Here is a 19,610-nt window from a genome sequence, read left to right on the forward strand (position 1 = left end):
CGGCAGTAAGCCGGAAATCACTTCCCACTGCCGGTCGGTCAGTCCATATCGCCGCATCGGTCGCCCCCTCGCTTCAGGCGACCTCCTATGAATCATTCATTCAATACTTTGGGAATCCCATAATTGACGACACACCCTAGCAGGCATTCGCGCTTGTCCCAGAAGCTCTCCCCAGGAACTCTCCCAGCCCCTCCCCCCGGGGCGGCCAAACCCAGCAAAGAAAAACCCCGGCGGAGCGATCCGCCGGGGTTTCGTTTGCTTGCGCCAGGCGCGTGAGGCCGCTTACTGGCCTTCGCCCTCGCCGGCTTCCTTCTTGGCCTTGGCGCGGCTCATGGCCGCCCCCAGGATGTCGCCGAGCGAGGCGCCGCTGTCGGTGGAGCCGTACTGCTCCATCGCCTTGCGGTCCTCTTCCATCTCCAGCGCCTTGACCGACAGGGTCAGCTTGCGCGCCTTGCCGTCGATCGTGGTGATCTTGGCGTCGAGCTTGTCGCCGACCGAGAAGCGATCCGGCCGCTGCTCGTCGCGGTCGCGCGAGAGCTCCGCCTTGCGGATGTAGCCCTGCACGCCGTCGCCGACGCTGACGGTGATGCCCTTCGGATCGACCGCGGCGACCGTGCAGGTCACCACGCTGCCGCGCTTGAGATCGCCCAGCGACTGGAACGGATCATTGGCGAGCTGCTTGATGCCGAGGCTGATGCGCTCCTTCTCGACGTCGATATCGAGCACCTGCGCCTTGACCACCTGGCCCTTCTGGTACTCGCCGATGACCTGCTCGCCCGGCTTGTTCCAGTCGAGGTCGGACAGATGCACCATGCCGTCGACGCCGCCATCGAGACCGATGAACAGGCCGAATTCGGTGATGTTCTTGATCTCGCCCTCGATGGTCGAGCCGACCGGATGTTTCTCGGCGAAGGCTTCCCACGGATTGGCCATGCACTGCTTGAGGCCGAGGCTGATGCGGCGCTTGGCCGGATCGACCTCGAGCACCATGACCTCGACTTCCTGGCTGGTCGAGACGATCTTGCCGGGATGCACGTTCTTCTTGGTCCAGCTCATTTCGGACACGTGCACCAGGCCTTCCACGCCCGGCTCCAGCTCGACGAAGGCGCCGTAGTCGGTGATGTTGGTCACGCGGCCCATGAAGCGCGCGGTGACCGGATACTTCGACTTCACGCCTTCCCACGGATCGGCCTCGAGCTGCTTCATGCCGAGGCTGATGCGCTGGGTCTCCGGATTGACGCGGATGACCTGCACCTTGACGGTCTGGCCGATGGAAAGGACTTCCGACGGATGGTTGACGCGGCGCCAGGCGATGTCGGTGACGTGCAGCAGGCCGTCGACGCCGCCGAGGTCAACGAAGGCACCGTAATCGGTGATGTTCTTGACCACGCCGTCGAGAATCTGGCCTTCCTTGAGGTTGGAGACCAGTTCGCTGCGGGCTTCGGCGCGGCTCTCTTCCAGCACGGCGCGGCGCGAAACGACGATGTTGCCGCGGCGGCGATCCATCTTGAGGATCTGGAAGGCGGTCGGCTGGCCCATGAGCGGGCCGACATCGCGCACCGGGCGCACATCGACCTGGCTGCCCGGCAGGAAGGCGACGGCGCCCGACAGGTCGACGGTGAAACCACCCTTGACCTTGCCGAAGATGACGCCTTCGACGCGCTGGTTGGCGTTGAAGCTCTGCTCCAGCTTCTCCCAGGCTTCCTCGCGGCGGGCCTTGTCGCGGCTGATCACCGCTTCGCCCTGGGCATTCTCGATCCGGTCGAGGAAGACCTCGACGACATCGCCGACCTTGATCTCGGCGGCGCGGCCGTGGCCGGCGAATTCCTTCAACGGCACGCGGCCTTCGCATTTCAGGCCCACATCGATCAGCGCGAAGTCGTTCTCGATGCCGACCACCACGCCCTTGACCACGGTGCCTTCCATCGTATTGGCAGTGGTGAAGGATTCTTCGAGGAGGGCGGCAAAATTCTCGGTATCGGCGGACGGGCCCGTCTCGGCCCGCGCTACGCTACTTTTAGCCATATTTTCTCCTAAGAGCCCCTAGATCTGGTGGCCTGCCGGGGCGCTATCATCCTGAACGAGGCGCCGCCGCGGGGCAATGCAGGCATCCGGCGCCGACGCTGCGACCGGGGGTTGGGTTGAGCCGCCCGAAGCCGGCGTCACGGCTTCAGGGTCGCCGCAACGATATCCACAGCGGCGGCAACGGCCGCTTCTATATCCAAATTGGACGTGTCCAGCAAGTGGGCATCCGGCGCCGGCTTCAGCGGCGCGGTGTTTCTGGCCGAATCCTGGGCGTCGCGCCGGCGCAGATCGGCCAGCACCTGTTCGAAACTGGCGTTTTCGCCGCGATCGAGCAGCTCCCTGTGGCGGCGCCGGGCGCGGATTTCATCACTGGCGGTGACGAACAGCTTCACCGGCGCCGCGGGGCAGACCACCGTGCCGATATCGCGGCCATCCAGCACCGCGCCCGGCTTACCGTCGGGCGGCTGGGCGGCGAAGCGGCGCTGGTAGTCGAGCAGGGCGGCGCGCACTTCGGGGATGGCGGCGACCTTCGAGGCGGCGAGGCCGACTGCCTCGCTGCGCAGATCCGGCGCCGCGAGATCGCGGTCGGTCAGGCTCCGCGCCGCGCCGGCGGCAACGGCCGCATCGTCCGGATCGCCGCCCTGGCGCAGCACTTTCGCGCCGACCGCGCGATAGAGCGAGCCGGTATCGAGATAGGCATAGCCATAGCGGGCGGCGAGCCGGCGCGCCAGCGTGCCCTTGCCGGCCGCGACCGGCCCGTCGATGGCGATGGTGACTGCTTGACGATCCATGCTGACCGTTTAACCCGCCGGCGGCGCTTTGGGTAGGCGTAGACCGTCGCCCCGGCCAGGCGAAAGCCCCGGCGCGCCGGGGCGACGGCATCGGGCCGCAGCCCGCAAATTCCCCTCAAGGGGGCCGGCAAAGCTTCTCATTTGCGCAAATGCCGCCCGCCCGCTACGCACAAGCCATGACTTGGGCATGGATACCGATCACCGTCTGGGCGGCCTTCTGCCAGACCATCCGTACGGCGATGCAGAAATACCTGAAGGGGCGCCTGAGCACCAACGGCGCCAGCTTCACCCGTTTCGTCTATGGCCTGCCGCTGGCGCTGGCCTATCTCGCCGCCGCTTCCTATTTCAGCGGCCGCCCGGTGCCGCAGGTCAACGGCGAGTTCCTGTTCTGGATGTCGACCGGCGCCGTCGCGCAGATCCTCGCCACCAATCTGCTGATCCTGGCGCTCACCCTGCGCAATTTCGTGGTCGGCACCGCCTATGCGAAGACCGAAGCGATCCAGGCCGCCGTCTTCGGCATGGTGATCCTGGGCGAGCCGGTCAGCCTGGCCGGCGTCGCCGCGATCCTGATCGGCACGAGCGGCGTGCTGCTGATCTCGCTGCGCAAATCGAGCCGGCCGCTGCACGACGTGCTGCATAGCTGGCGCGAGAAATCCTCGCTGATCGGCATCGGCTCGGGCGCGCTGTTCGCCGTCTCGGCGATCAGCTTCCGCGCCGCCTCGCTGTCGCTGGGCGAGGATTTCCTGCCGCTGGCCGCCGCCACCACGCTGGCCTGGGCGGTCTCACTGCAAATCCTGCTGATGCTGGTCTATCTCGGCCTGCGCGAGCCGGGCGAGCTGCGCCGCGTCATCGCCGCCTGGCGGCCGGGCATCCTGGTCGGCATGGCCTCCGCCGCCGGCTCTGCCGGCTGGTTCACGGCGATGGCGCTGCAGATCGCCGCCTATGTGCGCATGCTCGGCATGATCGAGATGGTGTTCACCTTCCTGGTGTCGTACCTCGCCTTCAAGGAACATCCGACGCGCAGCGAGATCGTCGGCGTCGTGCTGCTGATCGGCGGCATCCTGCTCGGCCTGGCGACGCGCTAACCCGGCAACGCGATAAAAAAAGCGGGCGGCCAATGCCGCCCGCCTCTCTCCATCCGCTTGCGGCGAAGCCGGCTTACGCCGTCACGCCCTCGACATACCAGTTCATCTTGAGCAGGTCGGCATCCGACATGCGCTCGCCGGCCTTGACGACCACTTCGCCCTTCTGGTTCTTGATCGGGCCGCTGAAGGCGTGGAACTTGCCCGAGATGGTGTCGGCCACCATGGCGTCGCATTCCTTGCGCAGCGCCTCCGGCACCGCATCGCCATAGGGCGCCATCTTGAGCATGTGCTCCTTGAAGCCGTACCACACCGACTGGCTCTTCCAGGTGCCGTCCATCACCGCCTTGGCGCGATCGATGTAGTAATCGCCCCATTCGTCGACGATCGCGGTGAGCTGCGCCTTCGGCGCGTACTGCCTCATGTCGGAGGCCTGGCCGACGCCGAGGATGCCGCGCGCTTCCGCCACCTGCAGCGGCGCCGGGCTGTCGGTATGCTGGGTCATGATATCGACACCCTGGTCGATCAGCGCCTTGGCGGCATCGGATTCCTTGGCCGGGTCGAACCAGGAATTCACCCACACGACGCGCACTTCGGCATCGGGCCGCACCTTGCGCGCCGCCAGCGCCGTCGCGTTGATGCCCATCACCACTTCCGGAATCGGGAAGGAGGCGACGTAGCCGATCTTGCCGGTCTTGCTCAGCTTGCCGGCGATATGGCCGACGATGGCGCGCCCTTCGTAGAAGCGCGAATTGTAGGCGCTCATGTTCGGCGCGGTCTTGTAGCCGGTGCAATGCTCGAACTTCACCTTGGGGAACTGCTTGGCCACCCGCAGGGTCTGCTCCATGAAGCCGAACGAGGTGGTGAAGATCAGGCTGTTGCCCTGCTGGGCGAGCTGGCGGATGACGCGCTCGGCATCGGGGCCCTCGGCGACATTCTCGACATAGGTGGTTTTCACCTTGTCGCCGTAATGCTTCTCCAGCTCCCGGCGGCCGACATCATGGCCATGGGTGAAGCCGTAATCGCCGATCGGGCCGACATAGACGAAGCCGACCTTGAGCGGTTCGGCGGCGCGTGCCGAATGCAGGCCCGGCACCGCCACCAGGCCGGTCGCGGCGGCGGCGGTGCCCTGCAGGAAGCGGCGCCGGTTGATGTTGAGCAGCATAGTCCCTCTCCTTTGTTTTGAATGGATCAGCGTTCGTTCACTAACTTGGCGGGCTGAAGGTCTTGCCCAGGCAGGCCGGCGCATCCAGCCGGCCGCGCCAGGAACCGCTGGCGATGACGGTCAGCAGGATGATCGTCGCCAGATACGGCAGCATACTCATCACCTGCGAGGGGATGCTGAGGATGCCCGAGCCCTGCAGGTAAAGCTGCAGGATGGTCACGCCGCCGAACAGATAGGCGCCGAACAGCACGCGCCAGGGCCGCCAGGAGCCGAAGGCGACCAGGGCCAGTGCGATCCAGCCGCGCCCGGCCACCATGTTTTCGATCCACATCGGCGTGGCCGCCATCGACAGATAGGCGCCGCCCAGGCCGCTCATCGCGCCGCCGAACAGCACGGCGCAGTAACGCACGCGGATGACGTGATAGCCGATCGAATGCGCCGACAGATCCGCTTCGCCGCAGGCGCGCAGGATCAGGCCCTGACGCGTGCGGGCGAGGAACCAGGCGATACCGATGGTCAGCGCCAGCGACAGGTAGACCAGGATGTCATGGCCGAACAGCAGGGGGCCGATGACGGGAAGGTCCGACAGGCCGGGAATGTCGAGCTTGGGCAAGGCCGGAATGGGGATGCCGACATGCTTGACGCCGATCAGCGCGCTCAGGCCGATGCCGAAGATGGTGAGCGCCAGGCCGGTCGCCACCTGGTTGGCCCGCAGGGTGAGGGTCAGGAAGCCGAACAGCAGCGCCATGCCGGCGCCGGCCAGGGCTGCCGCCAGCAGGCCGAATGCGTGGCTGCCGGTGCCGGCGACGGCGATGAAGCCGACCACGGCGCCGGCCAGCATCATGCCCTCGACGCCGAGATTGAGCACGCCGGAGCGCTCGACCACGAGTTCGCCCAGGGCCGCGAACAGCAGCGGGGTGGCCGCGCCGATCACGGTCAGGGTCATGGGGACCAGGATATCGAGGCTCATCAGGATCGTACCTCCTGGCGGCCGCGGTGAATCCAGCGCACCCGGTAACGCACCAGGAAATCGGTGGCAAGCAGGAAAAACAGCAGCAGGCCCTGGAAGACGCCGGTGGCCGCCCGCGGCAGGCCGACGGCGATCTGGGCATTCTCGCCGCCGACATAGGACAGCGCCATCAGCAGCCCGGCGAAGAGGATGCCGATGGGATTCAGCCGGCCCAGAAAGGCGACGATGATCGCGGTGAAGCCGTAGCCCGGCGTGATTACCGGTACCAGCTGGCCGATCGGACCGGCGACTTCCAGCATGCCAGCCAGCCCGGCCAGCCCGCCCGACAGCAAAAAGGAGAGCCAGGTGAGCCGGTTCTGCCGGAAGCCGGCCAGCCGCGCCGCCGCCGGCGCCAGGCCCGCCACCTTGATCTCGAAGCCGACCAGGGTGCGCTCGATCAGCACGGCGGCGACAAGCACGACGAGCAGGGCGATCGCCACGCCGATATGGATGCGCGTGCCCTCGATCAGCGGCGCGATGGTCTCCGAATCGTTGAACATGCGCGATTGCGGGAAGTTCATGCCCTCCGGGTCCTTCCAGGGGCCGTAGACCAGGGTGCTGAGCAGCAGGCCGGCGACATAGCTCAGCATCAGGCTGGACAGGATTTCGTTGACCTGAAAGCGCGCCCTGAGGAAGGCCGGGATCGCCGCCCAGGCCATGCCGCCAAGGATGCCGGCCAGCATCATCAGCGGCAGGATATAGGCACCCTCGCTGTGCCAGAAGGCCAGCGCCACGCCGCCCGAGGCGATCGCGCCCAAAGTCAACTGCCCCTCGGCGCCGATATTCCATACATTGGCGCGGAAGCCGACCGCGAGGCCGACCGCGATCATGATCAGCGGCGCCGCCTTGATCAGCACCTCGCCGATGCTGCTCAGGCTTTCCAGCGGCTCGATGAAGAAATGATACAGCGCCGCGCCGGCCTCGATGTTGAGGCTGAGAAACAGGATGACGCCGGCAACGAGCGTCAGCAGCACGGCCAGCAGCGGCGTGGCGATCAGCATCGCCCGCGAGGTGCCTTTGCGCGGCTCGAAGCGGAGCGCCATCACGCCTCTCCGGCCGCCGGCGCGGCGGATGAGGGGCGGGCGATGCCGCCCATCATCATGCCGATATCCTCGACCGACAATGCCGCGACCGGCCGCGGCGCGGTCAGGCGGCCGGCATGGATCACGGCGATGCGGTCGGACAGCGCCAGCAATTCGTCGAGATCCTGCGAGATCACCAGCACGGCGCAGCCGCTTTGCGCCAGATCGAGCAATGCCTGCTGCACCGTCGCCACCGCCGCCGCGTCGATGCCCCAGGTCGGCTGCGCCACGACGAGCACGCCGGGCTGCTGCAGGATTTCGCGGCCGACGACGAATTTCTGCAGGTTGCCGCCCGAGAGGCTGCCCGCCGGGGCTTCGGCATCCGGGCAGCGCACATCGAAGGCGGCGACGACGCGCTCGGCGAAGGCGCGGGCCGCTTTCGGCTTGAGGAAACCGAAATCGAGCAGCGGCAGCCTGGCGCGGCCGGTCAGGAAGACATTCTCGGTCAGCGACAATTCGCCCACCGCGCTATGCCCGTTGCGCTCTTCCGGCACGACGCCGAGCCCGAGGGCGCGGCGCTCGGTCGGTCCGAGATGGCCGGCGGGCGCGCCGCCGATGCGGATCTGCTCCGATTGCGGCGCCAGCCGCTCGCCCGACAGGGCCGCCAGCAATTCGCCCTGGCCGTTGCCGGCGACGCCGGCGATGCCGAGAATTTCGCCCTCGGCGACCGTGAAGGAAATTCCCGACAGGGCGATGCCATGCGCCTCGTCCGCCGGCAGCGACAGCGCCTCGACCGACAGCTTCACGCGGCCGTCCAGGCGGGCCTGGGCGCGGCGGCCGGCCGTGCGGAATTCCGAGCCGACCATCATGTTGGCGAGGCCGCGCGCGGTTTCCTGCCTGGGATCGCAGGCGGCGACCACCTTGCCGGCGCGCAGGATGGTGGCGCGGTCGCACAGCGCGCGGATTTCCTCCAGCTTGTGCGAGATGTAGAGGATGGCGCAGCCATTCGCGGCAAGCTGGCGCAGCGTGGCGAACAGCCGCTCGATCTCCTGTGGCGTCAGCACCGAGGTCGGCTCGTCCATGATCAGAAGCTGCGGCGATTGCAGCAGGCAGCGCACGATCTCGATACGCTGCCGCTCGCCGACCGAAAGATCGCGCACATGCCGTTCGGGATCGAGCGCCAGGCCGTATTCGGCGGAGACCGCGCGGATGCGCGGCACCAGCCGCCTGACATCGCGCGGCGCGTCGTCGAGGCCGAGCGCGATATTCTCCGCCACGGTCATCGCCTCGAACAGCGAGAAATGCTGGAACACCATGCCGATGCCGAGCCGGCGGGCGGCGCGCGGCTCGGGGATTTCCACCGGCCGGCCCTGCCAGAGGATCGCGCCCTCATCCGGCTGCAGCAGGCCGTAGAGCATCTTCACCAGCGTCGACTTGCCGGCGCCGTTCTCGCCCAGCAGGGCATGGACCTCGCCGGGACGGACGGCGAGATCGACCCGGTCATTGGCGACAAGATCGCCGAACCGGCGCACCACGCCGCGGGTTTCCAGCAAGGGCGCCGAGCCGGACTGCACAACGGGCGAGGGCGCGTCGCTGCCAACGCGCATTCCTTGATTGCCTCGCGTCATTTACCGCCCGTCAGCCCCCTGTCAAAAATCGCGCTAGGTTAATTCATTCGCCACGCCACTGCCAAGCCATGCACGGCTGACGTGTAAAACGATCCACAGAAGAGGCACTATTTAGCCTCTCGATTGTTATTGTCATCAGGTACCGTCTTTGAGCGAAATACCGTCTCTCGGTGAATGGCACATGCCCGGCGAATCAGCAGCCGATTCGGCCCCGGGCATAGTCGGATAGAAGGCTGAAGTCCCATCTGCCACGGCGGCGCCTGATGACCCCTCCCCAGATCGAAACCCTGGTTCTCCTCGCCGGCACGCTCGCGCTGTTCATCTGGGGCCGCTGGCGGCACGACATCGTCGCCCTGCTGGTCCTCTTCGTCGCCGTCGCCCTGGGGCTGGTGCCGTTCGATCAAACCTTCGCGGGCTTCGGCCATCCGGCGGTGATCACCGTGGCGGCGGCGCTGATCCTCAGCCGCGGCATCGCCGAGACCGGCGTGTTGGAAGCGCTCGCCGAGCGGCTCGCCGGCAAGATCCGCAGTCCCGGCCTGCTGATCGCCGTGCTGGCGCTGCCGGCGGCCTTCATGTCGGGCGTGATCAACGACGTGGCGGCGCTGACGCTGATGCTGCCGGCGGCGATCGCCACCTGCCGCAATGCCAGCCGCTCGCCCAGCATCGTGCTGATGCCGCTCTCCTATGCCACCGTTCTGGGCGGCGTGATCACGCTGATCGGCACGCCGCCCAACATCATCATTTCCGGCGTGCGCGCCGACAAGCTCGGCCAGGGTTTCGCGCTTCTGGAATTCACGCCGATCGGCGTCACCATCACGCTGGCCGGCGTCGCCTTCATCGCCCTGATCGGCTGGCGTCTGGTGCCGCAGCGCGTCCCGCCCTCGAACGGGCGGCATGAAGGCGTGCAGGAATACCTGCTGCAGGCCAATGTCGACGAGGATTCGCCGATCATCGGCGAGCCGCTCGGCGAAGTCTCCACGCAGCTCGATCAGAACGACGCGACCCTGCTCGGCCTGCGCCGCGGCAGCGTGACGATTCCCGGTGCCTCGCAATGGACGCCGGTGCGCAAGGACGATCTGCTGCTGATCGAGGCCGCGCCGGACGACGCCGCGGCATTGGTCAAGAAGCTCGGCCTGTCGCTGATCCGCCCCGGCCATTCCGTCGTGCCGGAGGAGAAGAAGAGCGATCTGCACATCGCCGAAGCCGTCGTGCGCCCCTACAGTCTGATCGATGGCCTGACGCCGGCGGAGGTGCGGTTGCGCCAGCGCTACAGCGTCAATCTGCTCGGCGTCGCCCGCGAGGGCACCAACACCTTCAGCGGCCTGAAGGATTGGCGCTTCCATGCCGGCGACGTGCTGCTGCTGCAGGGGGAGAACGACCGCGTGGAAGACGCCATCGGCCGGCTCAACCTGCTGGCGCTGGCGCAGCGGGAATTCCAGCTGACCCGGCCCGGCAATGCCGCGCTGACCTTCCTGATCGCGGCGCTCGGTCTGGCGGCGCTGATCCTGAAACTGGCGCCGGCCGCCGTCTGCCTCGGCGCCGCCGCCACGCTGCTGCTGCTGACCGGCCGGCTGTCGGTGCGCGGGGCCTATCAGGCGATCGATCCCTCCGTGCTGGTCATGCTGGGCGCGCTGATCCCGGTGGGCGATGCGTTCGACACCACCGGCACGACCGAATTGCTGGCCGATCTGCTGGTCAGGCTGTCGGGCGAAATCGCGCCGATCTGGCTGCTGGCGATGACCCTGCTGATCACCATGTGGGTGTCGGACATGGTCAACAACTCAGCCACCGCGCTGCTGATGGCGCCGCTGGCCATCGACATCGCCGAGAAGGTCCATGCCAATCCCGACAGTTTCCTGATGGCGGTGGTGGTCGGCGCCTCCTGCGCCTTCCTCTCGCCGGTCGGGCATCAGAACAACCTGCTGGTGATGGGGCCGGGCGGCTATCGCTACACGGATTTCTGGCGCCTCGGCCTGCCGCTGCAGGCGGTGATCTTCGTCACCACCATGCTGGTGCTGCCGCTGCTCTGGCCGCTGCAGCCGCCGGGCTAGGATCCAGCTAGGCTGCGGCGAGCGCCCGCTGCGCCCATTGCTGCAATTGCGGCAGCGGCATCGCGCCGGCGATGCGCGCCACTTCGCGGCCGCCGCGGAACAGGATCATGGTCGGGATCGAGCGGATGTTGAACCGGGCGGCCAGCGCCTGCTCGGCATCGGTATCCAGCTTGCCGATGCGCAGATCGGGCTCGAAGGCCTGGGCGGCGGCATCGATGACCGGCGCCATCGCCCGGCAGGGACCGCACCAGGCGGCCCAGAAATCGACCAGCAGCGGCAGGTCGGCGGCATTGGCATGGCGGTCGAAATTCTCCGCCGTCAGCGCAAGGGGATGACCGGAAAACAGCGGCTTTTTGCAGCGGCCGCATTTGCCGCCCGCGGCGCGGCGTTCGGCCGGCAGGCGATTCTGCGCGCCGCAATGCGGACAGGGTATCCGGATATCGCTCATCGCCGTCTCCATCGCAGGCCGAGCGGCCGCCGGCACGCCGGCCTTTTTCCGCATGTATTGGCGCTTTTTGAAAATACAAGAACCGACTGGAGAAAGATTCGGCCGCCGCGCGGCCCCGACCGCGTGACATTGGCGATGCGACACAAATCTTCGCTATCGAGACGACCCGCTCTGTGGAATCCTAAGGCCGCGTTCCCGCTGTCGCAGCCGGCACAAAGACCGGCCGCCACGCCGCCTTCCCGCAGTATCGGCTTCAATCGATAGGGAGGAGAACCCATGACCGCAGGACAAGACACCGGCACCAGAGGGTCTGGCCCGAGGGTAGCCGCCATCGTCGGCCCCTACACGGCCGGGAAAACCACATTGCTGGAAACATTGCTGTTCGTCGCCGGCGCGATCCCGCGCAAGGGTTCGGTCACCGCCGGCAACACCGTGGGCGACGCCGCGCCGGAGGCGCGCAGCCGCCAGATGACCGTCGAGCCCAATCTCGCCCATTGCAGCTTCCTGAACGAGCCCTGGATCATCGTCGACTGCCCCGGATCGGTGGAACTGGCCCAGGAGACCTGGTCGACGCTCATGATCGCCGATATCGCCGTCGTCGTCGCCGAGCCGGATCCGGCGCGCGCCGTCACCCTTGCTCCCCTGCTGAAATTTCTCGACGCGCGCCGCATCCCGCATGTGCTGTTCGTCAACAAGCTGGACAAGATCAGCATCCGTATGCGCGATCTGCTCGCCGCATTGCAGCAGGTTTCGGCGCGGCCGCTGGTGCTGCGCGAGGTGCCGATCCGCGAGGGCGAGAGCATCACCGGCTATGTCGACCTGGTCAGCGAGCGCGCCTACCGCTACCGCGACAACGAGCCGTCCGACCTGATCGAGATGCCCGACACGATCAAGCCGCGCGAATCCGAGGCGCGCCAGGAGATGCTGGAGAAGATCGCCGATTTCGACGATGCGCTGCTGGAGCAGCTTCTGGAAGACCGCGTGCCGGCATCGCAGGACATCTACGCCCAGCTCAGGAAGGATCTGTGCAGCGATCTGATCGTGCCGGTCTTTTTCGGCTCGGCCGAGCACGGCAACGGCGTGCTGCGGTTGTGGAAGGCGCTGCGCCATGAGGCGCCGCATCATCGGGAAACCGCCGAGCGGCTCGGCATCAAGGCCGATGGCGGCCTGTGCGGCACCGTGTTCAAGACGCTGCATCAGGCGCATTCCGGCAAGCTGAGCCTGACCCGGTTGTGGAGCGGCGAGATCGCCGAGAACGCCGCTTTGGGCGGCAAGCGGCTTGGCGGCCTTTACCGGCTGATGGGCGCGCAGACCGAGAAGCTGGCGCAGGCGGTGGCCGGCGATCTGGTCGCGCTCGGCCGGCTGGACGAGGCCGCCACCGGGCAAGTGATCCTGGCCGACGGCACGGCCAGCGCCATTGCCGACTGGCCGGAGCCGGCGCAGCCGGTGCATGCCCTGGCGCTGCTGCCGACCGACCGCAAGGACGAGGTGAAGCTGACGGCGGCCCTGGCCAAACTCTGCGACGAGGATCCCGGCCTGCGGCTCGAGCAGGGCGGCGGCCAGTTGCTGCTGAAGGGCCAGGGCGAGATTCATCTCAAGCTCGCCATCGACAAGCTGCAGCAGCGCTTCAACGTCGCCGTCCATACCGAGGCGCCGCTGACCGCCTACAAGGAGACGATCCGCCACGGCGTGCACCAGCATGCCCGTTTCAAGCGGCAATCCGGCGGCCATGGCCAGTTCGCCGACATCAAGGTCGAGATCGCACCGCAGCCGCGCGGCGCCGGCTATAGCTTCGTCAACCGTATCGTCGGCGGCGCCATCCCGAAGAACTTCATCCCCGCGGTCGACGAAGGCATCCAGGAATCGCTGCAGCGCGGGCCGCTCGGCTTTCCGGTGGTCGACGTGATGGTGACGCTGGTGGACGGCCAGTTCCATTCGGTCGATTCCTCCGATCAGGCCTTCCGCACCGCCGGCGGCATCGCCATGAGCGAGGGCCTGCCGAAATGCGCGCCCGTCCTGCTCGAGCCGATCCAGGCCGTCAGCTTCGCGGTGCCGAACGACTACACCGCCAAGGTGCATGCCATCATCTCCTCGCGGCGCGGGCAGATCCTCGGCATCGCGGCGCGGGATGGCTGGCCCGGCTGGGATTCGATCGACTGCTATCTGCCGGAAGCGGAAATGCACGATCTGGCGGTCGAACTGCGCTCGATGACGCTGGGCGTCGGCAGCTTCGTCGCCCGCTTCGACCATCTGCAGGAGCTGTCGGGCAAGCTGGCCGAACGCGTGGTGGAGGACCGCCGGCGGGCGCTGGCGGCGTGAGAGAACCGCTGAAAGCTGGCTGAAAGCTTCCACCCTCTAGGATACGGCATCGGCCTTGCGGCCGGTGCCGTTGCCGTATTACCGGCGATCGGCTGGAGGAAACGACGGAGCAAAGGCTCCCTGAGGAGGCAATCGTGTCCCGCACCCTATCCCTATCCGTTTTCAAACGCCCGTTGTCGCGCCGCCTGATGCTGGGCGCCTGCACCGCGCTGGCTCTGTCGCTGGGCGCCGTCAGCGGACCGGCTGCTGCCGCCGAGAAGATCACCATCATCATCGGCGGCATGGCCAAGCAGATCTATCTGCCGGCCGTGCTGGCCGAGCGGCTTGGCTATTACAAGGAGCAGGGCCTGGATGTCGAACTGCTCGATGCCCGCGCCGGCGTCGAGGCCGAGAACGAGCTGCTGGCCGGCGCCGTGCAGGGCGTGGTCGGCTTCTACGATCACACCATCGACCTGCAGGCCAAGGGCAAATTCATCGAATCGGTCGTGCAGTTCAGCCAGGCGCCGGGCGAGGTCGAATTGGTTGCCGCCAATCTAGCCGGCGAAATCAAGTCGCCGGCCGATTTCAAGGGCCGCACACTCGGCGTGACCGGCCTCGGCTCCTCGACCGACTTCCTGACGCAGTATCTGTGCGTGCGCAACGGGCTCAAGCCGGGCGAGTATTCGCTGCTGGGCGTCGGCGCCGGCAACACCTTCATCGCCGCCATCAAGCAGAAGCAGATCGCCGCCGGCATGACCACCGAGCCGACGATCGCGCGCATGCTGAGCACCGGCGAGGCCAAGGTGCTGGTCGACATGCGCACGCCCGAGAGCACCATCGCCGCCCTCGGCGGCCCCTACCCGGCCGCCTCGCTGTACATGCAATCCTCCTGGGTGGATGGCCATAAGGCGGACGTGCAGAAGCTGGCCAACGCCCTGGTGAAAAGCCTGCGCTTCATCGCCAGCCACAGCGCCGCCGACATCGCCGACAAGATGCCGAAGGACTATTACGCCGGCAATCGCGACCTCTATGTGAAGGGCCTGGCCGAAGGCAAGGCGCAGTTCACGCCGGACGGCCGCATGCCGAAGAACGGCCCCGAGACGGTGCTGAAGGTGCTGGCCACCTTCAAGAAGCCGCTGCAGGACAAGCAGATCGACCTGTCGAAGACCTATACCACGGCCTTCGTCGACGCGGCCGCCAAGACCCTGGGCGCCGCCAACTGAGCTCCCATCCGCCATCGGCCGGCCGTTTTGCGGCCGGCCGATGATCGGGGACGTCCCCGCTCCCTTCCGGCGAAAGAGGAACCGTCATGTCCAATACCGCCGTTGCCGCCCCGCCACGCGATCGCGCCGCGACGCGGGCGGACATGCCGCCGGCCATCGAACTGATCAATGTCAGCCGCCGCTTCGTCACCCCCGAAGGCAAGGCGATGACGGCCCTGCGCGATTTCAACATGACGGTCGGCCAGGGCGAGTTCGCCTGCGTGGTCGGTCCGACCGGCTGCGGCAAATCGACGACGCTCAATCTGGTGACCGGCCTTGCGCCGCCGAGCGACGGCGAGGTGCGCGTCATGGGCCATCCGGTCGAGGGCATCGACAAGGATATCGGCTTCGTCTTCCAGAGCGATGCGCTGTTCCCCTGGCGCGCCGTGATCGACAATGTCGCTGCCGGCCCGATGTTTCGCGGCATGCCGAAAAGCCAGGCCTATGAGAAGGCGCACGACTGGATCGCCCGCGTCGGCCTTTCCAAGTTCGAGCGGCATTATCCGCACCAGTTGTCCGGCGGCATGCGCAAGCGCGTGGCCCTGGCGCAAACCTTCATCAACGAGCCGAAAATCCTGCTGATGGACGAACCCTTCAGCGCGCTGGACGTGCAGACCCGCACGCTGATGCAGGACGAATTGCTGGCCCTGTGGTCCGGTACCGGCGCATCGGTCGTCTTCGTCACTCACGATCTGGAAGAGGCCGTGGCGCTAGCCGACAAGGTCTATGTGCTGACGGCCGGGCCGGCGACGGTAAAGACGGTGTTCGATGTCGACCTGCCGCGCCCCAGGGTGATGAGCGAAATCCGCTACGACCGCGATTTCATCCAGATCGCCAAGGTGATCTGGGACAGCCTGCGCGAGGAAGTGCAGATCGGCCATCAGCGTACCATGGACAGCGGCCGCTGAGCGGCGAAAAGGAGTGCGTTCGCCATGACCGTCTACAACGAAACCGCCCCCGCCCAGTTCGAGACGACCGGCACCAGCGAGATCGAACGGCGCGCCAAGGCCGCCCTGAAGCGCCGGCGCGTGCTGGTGATCTTCCTGCGGATCGCCATCCTGGCCGTGGTCCTGATCGGCTGGGAGGCCGGCACGCGCACCGGGCTGATCGATCCCTTCTTCTTCGCCAGTCCGACCGGCATCTGGGATCAGATCGTCACCTGGCTCACTGAAGGCACCTCGATGGGCCCGCTCTGGCTGCAGGTCTGGGTGACGCTGGAGGAAACCTTCATCGGCTTCTTCATCGGCGCCGTCGGCGGCGTGGTCTGCGGCATCATCCTCGGCCGCAACAAGCTCCTGGCCGATGTCTTCAGCATCTATATCAAGATCGCCAACTCGGTGCCGCGCGTCGTGCTGGGCTCGGTCTTCATCATCGCTCTGGGTCTGGGCATGGCCTCCAAGGTCGCCCTGGCCGTGGTGATGGTCTTCTTCGTCGTCTTCGCCAATGCCTTCCAGGGCGTGCGCGAGGCCGACCGCGCCATGATCGCCAATGCGCAGATCCTCGGCGCCTCGCCCTGGCAGGTCACCACGGCAGTCGTGATCCCCTCGGCGATGAGCTGGATTCTCGCCAGCCTGCATGTCAGCTTCGGCTTCGCCCTGGTCGGCGCGGTGGTCGGCGAATTCCTCGGCGCCAAGCACGGCATCGGCCTGCTGATCTCGACCGCGCAGGGCGCCTTCAACGCCAATGGCGTCTTCGCCGCCATGATCATCCTGGCCGTCGTGGCGCTGGTGGTGGAATTCCTCATCACCATCATCGAGAACCAGCTGGTCAAATGGCGGCCGCAGCCCTTCAACGAGCAATCGGCCTAGGCGCGCTGCCGGCCGCGGCCGCTAAGCGGCGGCGGCCGGCAGCGTGACTTCCACCAGGGTGCCCCTGCCGCCGGGCGGATCGAGCAGCCGCACCGCGCCGCCGGCGGTCATGCAGATTTCGCGCACGATCGCCAGTCCCAGCCCGCTGCCCTCGCCGGCCGCCTCGGGCAGGCGATAGAAGCGCTCGAAGACCCGCTCGCGCTCGGCCGGCGGGATGCCCGGTCCGGTATCGCCGATGCGCAGGATGCAGATCTGATCGCGCCGCTCGACGCTGACGGCGACGGCGCCGCCCGGCGGCGTATAGCGCAGCGCATTGTCGATCAGGTTGACCAGCATTTCGCGGATCATGGTGCCGTCGCCCCGCACGCGGACGGGCTCTTTCGTTTCGGTCAGGCTGAGGTCGAGCTGCTTCTCGATGGCGGCATCGGCATATTGCTCCAGGACCTGGCGGGCTGCCGCCTGCAGGTCGATCACGTCATGGCGCGGCCGGCGGCTGCCCGGCTCGGCGCGGGCCAGCGTCAGCAGCTGATTGGCCAGCCGCGCCGTCTGCCGCGTATTGCTCAGCAGCGCGCGCAGACTGTCCTGCCGTTCGACCTCGTCGGCGGCGCGCAAGGCGAAGGTCGCCTGGGTATTGAGCAGGGTCAGCGGCGTCTTGAGCTGATGCGCGGCGTTACTGACGAAGCGGCGCTGGGCCGCCATCTGCTGCTGCACGCGCTGCATATAGAGATTGAGCGCTTCGACCAGAGGCCGCAATTCGCGCTGCACGGCATTGACCGCGAAGGGCGCGAGATCGTCGCGGCCGCGCTTGAGCACCGCGTTGCGCAGGCGCAGCAGCGGCGCCAGGCCGCGGTTCAGGCCGATGACGACGAGCAAGGCGGCGCCGAGCAGCAGGGTAAGCTGCTGCCCGACGGCGCCGATCCACAATTCCTGCAGCATCTCGTCATGGCTGTTGAGCGTGGCGCCGACCACGACGAGAATCGGGCTGGCTGCGCCGGCGCCGACCACCGGCTGGGTCATGGCGACCAGCCGCAGCGGCCGGTCGCGATAGGCGCCGCTGTAGAAGGCCGGATGCGCGGCGGCGGCCGGCAGCGGCGGCAAGGGCAGGTCGGGATAGCCGGCCAGCAGGCGGCCCTGGCGGCTTTCGACCCGGTAATAGACGCTGTCGCCATGCCCGGTATTGAACATTTCCAGCGCCGCCGGCGGCACCGAGATGTCGATCACGCCCTGCGCCATCGAGGCCTGCTCGGCGATCGAGCGCGCCGAGGCGATCAAGGTGCGGTCGGTCACCGTATCGGCGATGCGCCGCGAGGATTGATGCGTCGACCAGACATTCAGCCCGGCGATGCAGGCGAGCGGCAGCAGCAGCCAGCAGAGCAGATAGATGCGCAGGCTTTCAATCTTCATCGCCGACCAGGACATAGCCAAGGCCGCGCAGCGTGCGGATCTGCACCCGGCCGCCCTCCAGCTTCTTGCGCAGGCGATGCACGTAGATTTCGATCGCGCTGGCATCCGCCTCCTGGTCGAAATCGAACACGCTTTCATGCAGCTGCGTCTTGCTGACCGTCTGCCCGGCTTTCAGCAGCAGATGTTCCAGCACGGCATGTTCGCGCGGGGTCAAACTCAAATCCTGGCCGGCCAGGCGGAAGCGGCGCATCTTGGTGTCGTAGGCGAGGTCGCCGCAGGCGATCACCGGCACGGCGCTGTTGTTGGCGCGGCGCAGCTGCACCCGGATGCGCGCCTCCAGCTCGGCGAATTCGAAGGGCTTGGCGAGGTAGTCGTCGGCGCCGGCATCCAGTCCGGCGACGCGGCCATCGAGGCTGTCATTGGCGGTGAGGATGATCACCGGCACGGTGCTGCCGCGCGCCCTGAGCCGCTGCAGCACCCCCAGCCCGCCCAGCTTCGGCAGCGACAGGTCCAGGATCACCAGCGCGTAATCGTTGGTGGCCAGGACCTGATCGGCGTCGGCGCCGTCATGCACGCAATCGACGGCGAAATGGCCGGCGCGCAGCAGCTTGGCCAGCCAGCTCGCCAGATCGCGGTTGTCTTCCACCAGCAGGATGCGCATCGCAGGCTTGGCTTCGGTTCGTCTTGCCGCCCCTCATGGCCCGTCCATCATAGCCGATTGCGGGACGGAGGATCGCGATAAACCTTGCATGGACCGGGCGCGCCGATATGGCGGCGGTTCCCGTTCAGACCGCCGCCATGCCGGCCGCCCGGATCAGCCGGTCAGCCCGGGATCGTCGCCTTCAGCGCGGGGCGCTCGAAGAATTTTGCCGCCCAGGCGGCGGTCTGCGGATGATCCTTGCGCCAGTTCATGTCGGCGTAGCGGAAATCGAGATAGCCGAGCGCGCAGGCCACCGCGACGGTGCCGATATCGACGCGCTCGCCGAAGCCCGGCGCCTGCTTCTCGATCTCGGCCAGGACGCCGCGGATCTTGCGCAACTGCCCCTCCTGCCAGGCCGGCCAGCGTTTTTCCTCGGGGCGCACGAATCCTTCGTAGCGCAGCAGCAGCGCCGCATCGAGCAGACCGTCGGCAAGCGCCTGCAGGCGCAGGGCCGTCCAGCGCGCCGCGCCGCTGGCGGGGAAGAATTTCGGCCCCTGGTGCAGGCTGTCGAGGTATTCGCAGATCACCCGGCTGTCGAACAGCGTCTCGCCGCTATCGGTCTCGAGCGTCGGCACTTTGATCAGCGGATTGGCCCGCTGGATGGTGGCGTTCGGCTCGACGGGCGAAGTGGTGGCCGGCAGGCGCTCGATCTTGCCGTCCAGGCCGGTTTCCAGCGCCAGCACGGTGACCTTGCGCACGTAGGGGGATGTCGGGGAGAAATACAGTTTCATGGCGTTTCCTCAGGGGTTTGCCGCGGCAGAGTAAGAGGAAATCGCCGACAAAAAAAGCACCGCAAAAAAGCGCCGGCAATGACGGGGGGACCGTCATGGCCGGCGTGAAGTGTCCGTCTCGCCGCCCGGTCAGGAGGACATCCGGAACCGGGCTTGCAAGCCGACGCGCCTCCGCATCGGAATGCC

The 19,610-nt window shown here is 67.1% G+C and carries 16 protein-coding genes; 6 read left to right on the forward strand and 10 right to left on the reverse strand.

Going from position 1 to position 19,610, the window contains the following annotated elements:
• Positions 1–282 precede the first annotated feature (282 nt).
• A complete protein-coding gene (gene rpsA, locus VF194_RS18015) occupies positions 283–2,025 on the reverse strand; it encodes a 30S ribosomal protein S1 (RefSeq protein WP_330892581.1) in 1,743 nt (580 codons plus the stop codon).
• 137 nt (positions 2,026–2,162) lie between these two features.
• Positions 2,163–2,816 carry a (d)CMP kinase gene (gene cmk / locus VF194_RS18020; protein WP_330892582.1) on the reverse strand — a complete coding sequence of 218 codons (654 nt, stop codon included), beginning with the start codon at positions 2,814–2,816 and terminating at the stop codon, positions 2,163–2,165.
• Between the two features lie 176 nt (positions 2,817–2,992).
• Here cmk and VF194_RS18025 point away from each other — a divergent pair, with 176 nt between their 5' ends.
• Positions 2,993–3,901, forward strand: coding sequence for an EamA/RhaT family transporter (locus VF194_RS18025; RefSeq protein ID WP_330892583.1), 909 nt, complete (start codon positions 2,993–2,995; stop codon positions 3,899–3,901).
• Positions 3,902–3,974: 73 nt separating this feature from the next.
• Here VF194_RS18025 and VF194_RS18030 read toward each other — a convergent pair whose 3' ends face one another.
• From VF194_RS18030 to VF194_RS18045, 4 genes are read right to left on the reverse strand one after another with little or no spacing between them, the layout of a single operon-like run.
• Positions 3,975–5,063: a BMP family ABC transporter substrate-binding protein gene (locus VF194_RS18030; RefSeq protein WP_330892584.1), complete on the reverse strand. Its 1,089-nt coding sequence runs from the start codon at positions 5,061–5,063 to the stop codon at positions 3,975–3,977.
• A gap of 40 nt (positions 5,064–5,103) precedes the next feature.
• On the reverse strand, positions 5,104–6,033 hold the full coding sequence (locus VF194_RS18035) for an ABC transporter permease (protein WP_330892585.1): 930 nt from the start codon (positions 6,031–6,033) through the stop codon (positions 5,104–5,106).
• Positions 6,033–7,115, reverse strand: coding sequence for an ABC transporter permease (locus VF194_RS18040; RefSeq protein WP_330892586.1), 1,083 nt, complete (start codon positions 7,113–7,115; stop codon positions 6,033–6,035). Before VF194_RS18040 ends, VF194_RS18035 begins: the two co-directional genes overlap by 1 nt.
• Positions 7,115–8,701 (reverse strand): ABC transporter ATP-binding protein, encoded by a 1,587-nt coding sequence (locus VF194_RS18045; protein WP_330892587.1) that lies wholly within the window; start codon positions 8,699–8,701, stop codon positions 7,115–7,117. The genes VF194_RS18040 and VF194_RS18045 overlap by 1 nt, the downstream gene beginning before the upstream one ends.
• Before the next feature lie 284 nt (positions 8,702–8,985).
• Between VF194_RS18045 and VF194_RS18050 the strand changes: the two genes are divergently transcribed.
• Positions 8,986–10,773: an SLC13 family permease gene (locus VF194_RS18050; RefSeq protein ID WP_330892588.1), complete on the forward strand. Its 1,788-nt coding sequence runs from the start codon at positions 8,986–8,988 to the stop codon at positions 10,771–10,773.
• A 7-nt stretch (positions 10,774–10,780) separates the two neighbouring features.
• On the opposite strand, the gene trxC is transcribed toward VF194_RS18050, so the two are convergent.
• Positions 10,781–11,221, reverse strand: a complete 441-nt coding sequence (gene trxC, locus VF194_RS18055; RefSeq protein WP_330892589.1) for a thioredoxin TrxC — start codon at positions 11,219–11,221, stop codon at positions 10,781–10,783.
• 276 nt (positions 11,222–11,497) lie between these two features.
• Between trxC and VF194_RS18060 the strand changes: the two genes are divergently transcribed.
• The 4 genes from VF194_RS18060 (at position 11,498) to VF194_RS18075 (ending at position 16,589) form a co-directional block, all read left to right on the forward strand.
• A complete protein-coding gene (locus VF194_RS18060) occupies positions 11,498–13,540 on the forward strand; it encodes an elongation factor G (protein WP_330892590.1) in 2,043 nt (680 codons plus the stop codon).
• A 134-nt stretch (positions 13,541–13,674) separates the two neighbouring features.
• Positions 13,675–14,742, forward strand: coding sequence for an ABC transporter substrate-binding protein (locus tag VF194_RS18065; RefSeq protein WP_330892591.1), 1,068 nt, complete (start codon positions 13,675–13,677; stop codon positions 14,740–14,742).
• An 86-nt stretch (positions 14,743–14,828) separates the two neighbouring features.
• Positions 14,829–15,689 (forward strand): ABC transporter ATP-binding protein, encoded by an 861-nt coding sequence (locus VF194_RS18070; protein ID WP_330892592.1) that lies wholly within the window; start codon positions 14,829–14,831, stop codon positions 15,687–15,689.
• Positions 15,690–15,713: 24 nt separating this feature from the next.
• Positions 15,714–16,589 carry an ABC transporter permease gene (locus VF194_RS18075; protein WP_330892593.1) on the forward strand — a complete coding sequence of 292 codons (876 nt, stop codon included), beginning with the start codon at positions 15,714–15,716 and terminating at the stop codon, positions 16,587–16,589.
• Between the two features lie 21 nt (positions 16,590–16,610).
• On the opposite strand, the gene VF194_RS18080 is transcribed toward VF194_RS18075, so the two are convergent.
• From VF194_RS18080 to VF194_RS18090, 3 genes are all read right to left on the reverse strand, one after another.
• Positions 16,611–18,008, reverse strand: a complete 1,398-nt coding sequence (locus VF194_RS18080) for a sensor histidine kinase (protein ID WP_330892594.1) — start codon at positions 18,006–18,008, stop codon at positions 16,611–16,613.
• On the reverse strand, positions 17,983–18,654 hold the full coding sequence (locus VF194_RS18085; RefSeq protein WP_330892595.1) for a response regulator: 672 nt from the start codon (positions 18,652–18,654) through the stop codon (positions 17,983–17,985). Before VF194_RS18085 ends, VF194_RS18080 begins: the two co-directional genes overlap by 26 nt.
• A 161-nt stretch (positions 18,655–18,815) precedes the next feature.
• Positions 18,816–19,424 carry a glutathione S-transferase gene (locus tag VF194_RS18090; RefSeq protein ID WP_330892596.1) on the reverse strand — a complete coding sequence of 203 codons (609 nt, stop codon included), beginning with the start codon at positions 19,422–19,424 and terminating at the stop codon, positions 18,816–18,818.
• Positions 19,425–19,610: the final 186 nt, after the last annotated feature.

The organism is Ferrovibrio sp. (assembly GCF_036381655.1).
Lineage (GTDB): Bacteria > Pseudomonadota > Alphaproteobacteria > Ferrovibrionales > Ferrovibrionaceae > Ferrovibrio.

Bases quoted from the DNA above. Each gene is read 5' to 3' on its own strand.
- trxC (WP_330892589.1), bottom strand. From the start codon at position 11,221: ATGAGCGATATCCGGATACCCTGTCCGCATTGCGGCGCGCAGAATCGC.
- VF194_RS18075 (WP_330892593.1), top strand. From the start codon at position 15,714: ATGACCGTCTACAACGAAACCGCCCCCGCCCAGTTCGAGACGACCGGC.
- VF194_RS18080 (WP_330892594.1), bottom strand. From the start codon at position 18,008: ATGTCCTGGTCGGCGATGAAGATTGAAAGCCTGCGCATCTATCTGCTC.
- VF194_RS18090 (WP_330892596.1), bottom strand. From the start codon at position 19,424: ATGAAACTGTATTTCTCCCCGACATCCCCCTACGTGCGCAAGGTCACC.
- VF194_RS18025 (WP_330892583.1), top strand. From the start codon at position 2,993: ATGACTTGGGCATGGATACCGATCACCGTCTGGGCGGCCTTCTGCCAG.
- VF194_RS18035 (WP_330892585.1), bottom strand. From the start codon at position 6,033: ATGAGCCTCGATATCCTGGTCCCCATGACCCTGACCGTGATCGGCGCG.
- VF194_RS18040 (WP_330892586.1), bottom strand. From the start codon at position 7,115: ATGGCGCTCCGCTTCGAGCCGCGCAAAGGCACCTCGCGGGCGATGCTG.
- VF194_RS18060 (WP_330892590.1), top strand. From the start codon at position 11,498: ATGACCGCAGGACAAGACACCGGCACCAGAGGGTCTGGCCCGAGGGTA.
- rpsA (WP_330892581.1), bottom strand. From the start codon at position 2,025: ATGGCTAAAAGTAGCGTAGCGCGGGCCGAGACGGGCCCGTCCGCCGAT.
- VF194_RS18070 (WP_330892592.1), top strand. From the start codon at position 14,829: ATGTCCAATACCGCCGTTGCCGCCCCGCCACGCGATCGCGCCGCGACG.
- VF194_RS18050 (WP_330892588.1), top strand. From the start codon at position 8,986: ATGACCCCTCCCCAGATCGAAACCCTGGTTCTCCTCGCCGGCACGCTC.
- VF194_RS18045 (WP_330892587.1), bottom strand. From the start codon at position 8,701: ATGCGCGTTGGCAGCGACGCGCCCTCGCCCGTTGTGCAGTCCGGCTCG.
- VF194_RS18085 (WP_330892595.1), bottom strand. From the start codon at position 18,654: ATGCGCATCCTGCTGGTGGAAGACAACCGCGATCTGGCGAGCTGGCTG.
- cmk (WP_330892582.1), bottom strand. From the start codon at position 2,816: ATGGATCGTCAAGCAGTCACCATCGCCATCGACGGGCCGGTCGCGGCC.
- VF194_RS18030 (WP_330892584.1), bottom strand. From the start codon at position 5,063: ATGCTGCTCAACATCAACCGGCGCCGCTTCCTGCAGGGCACCGCCGCC.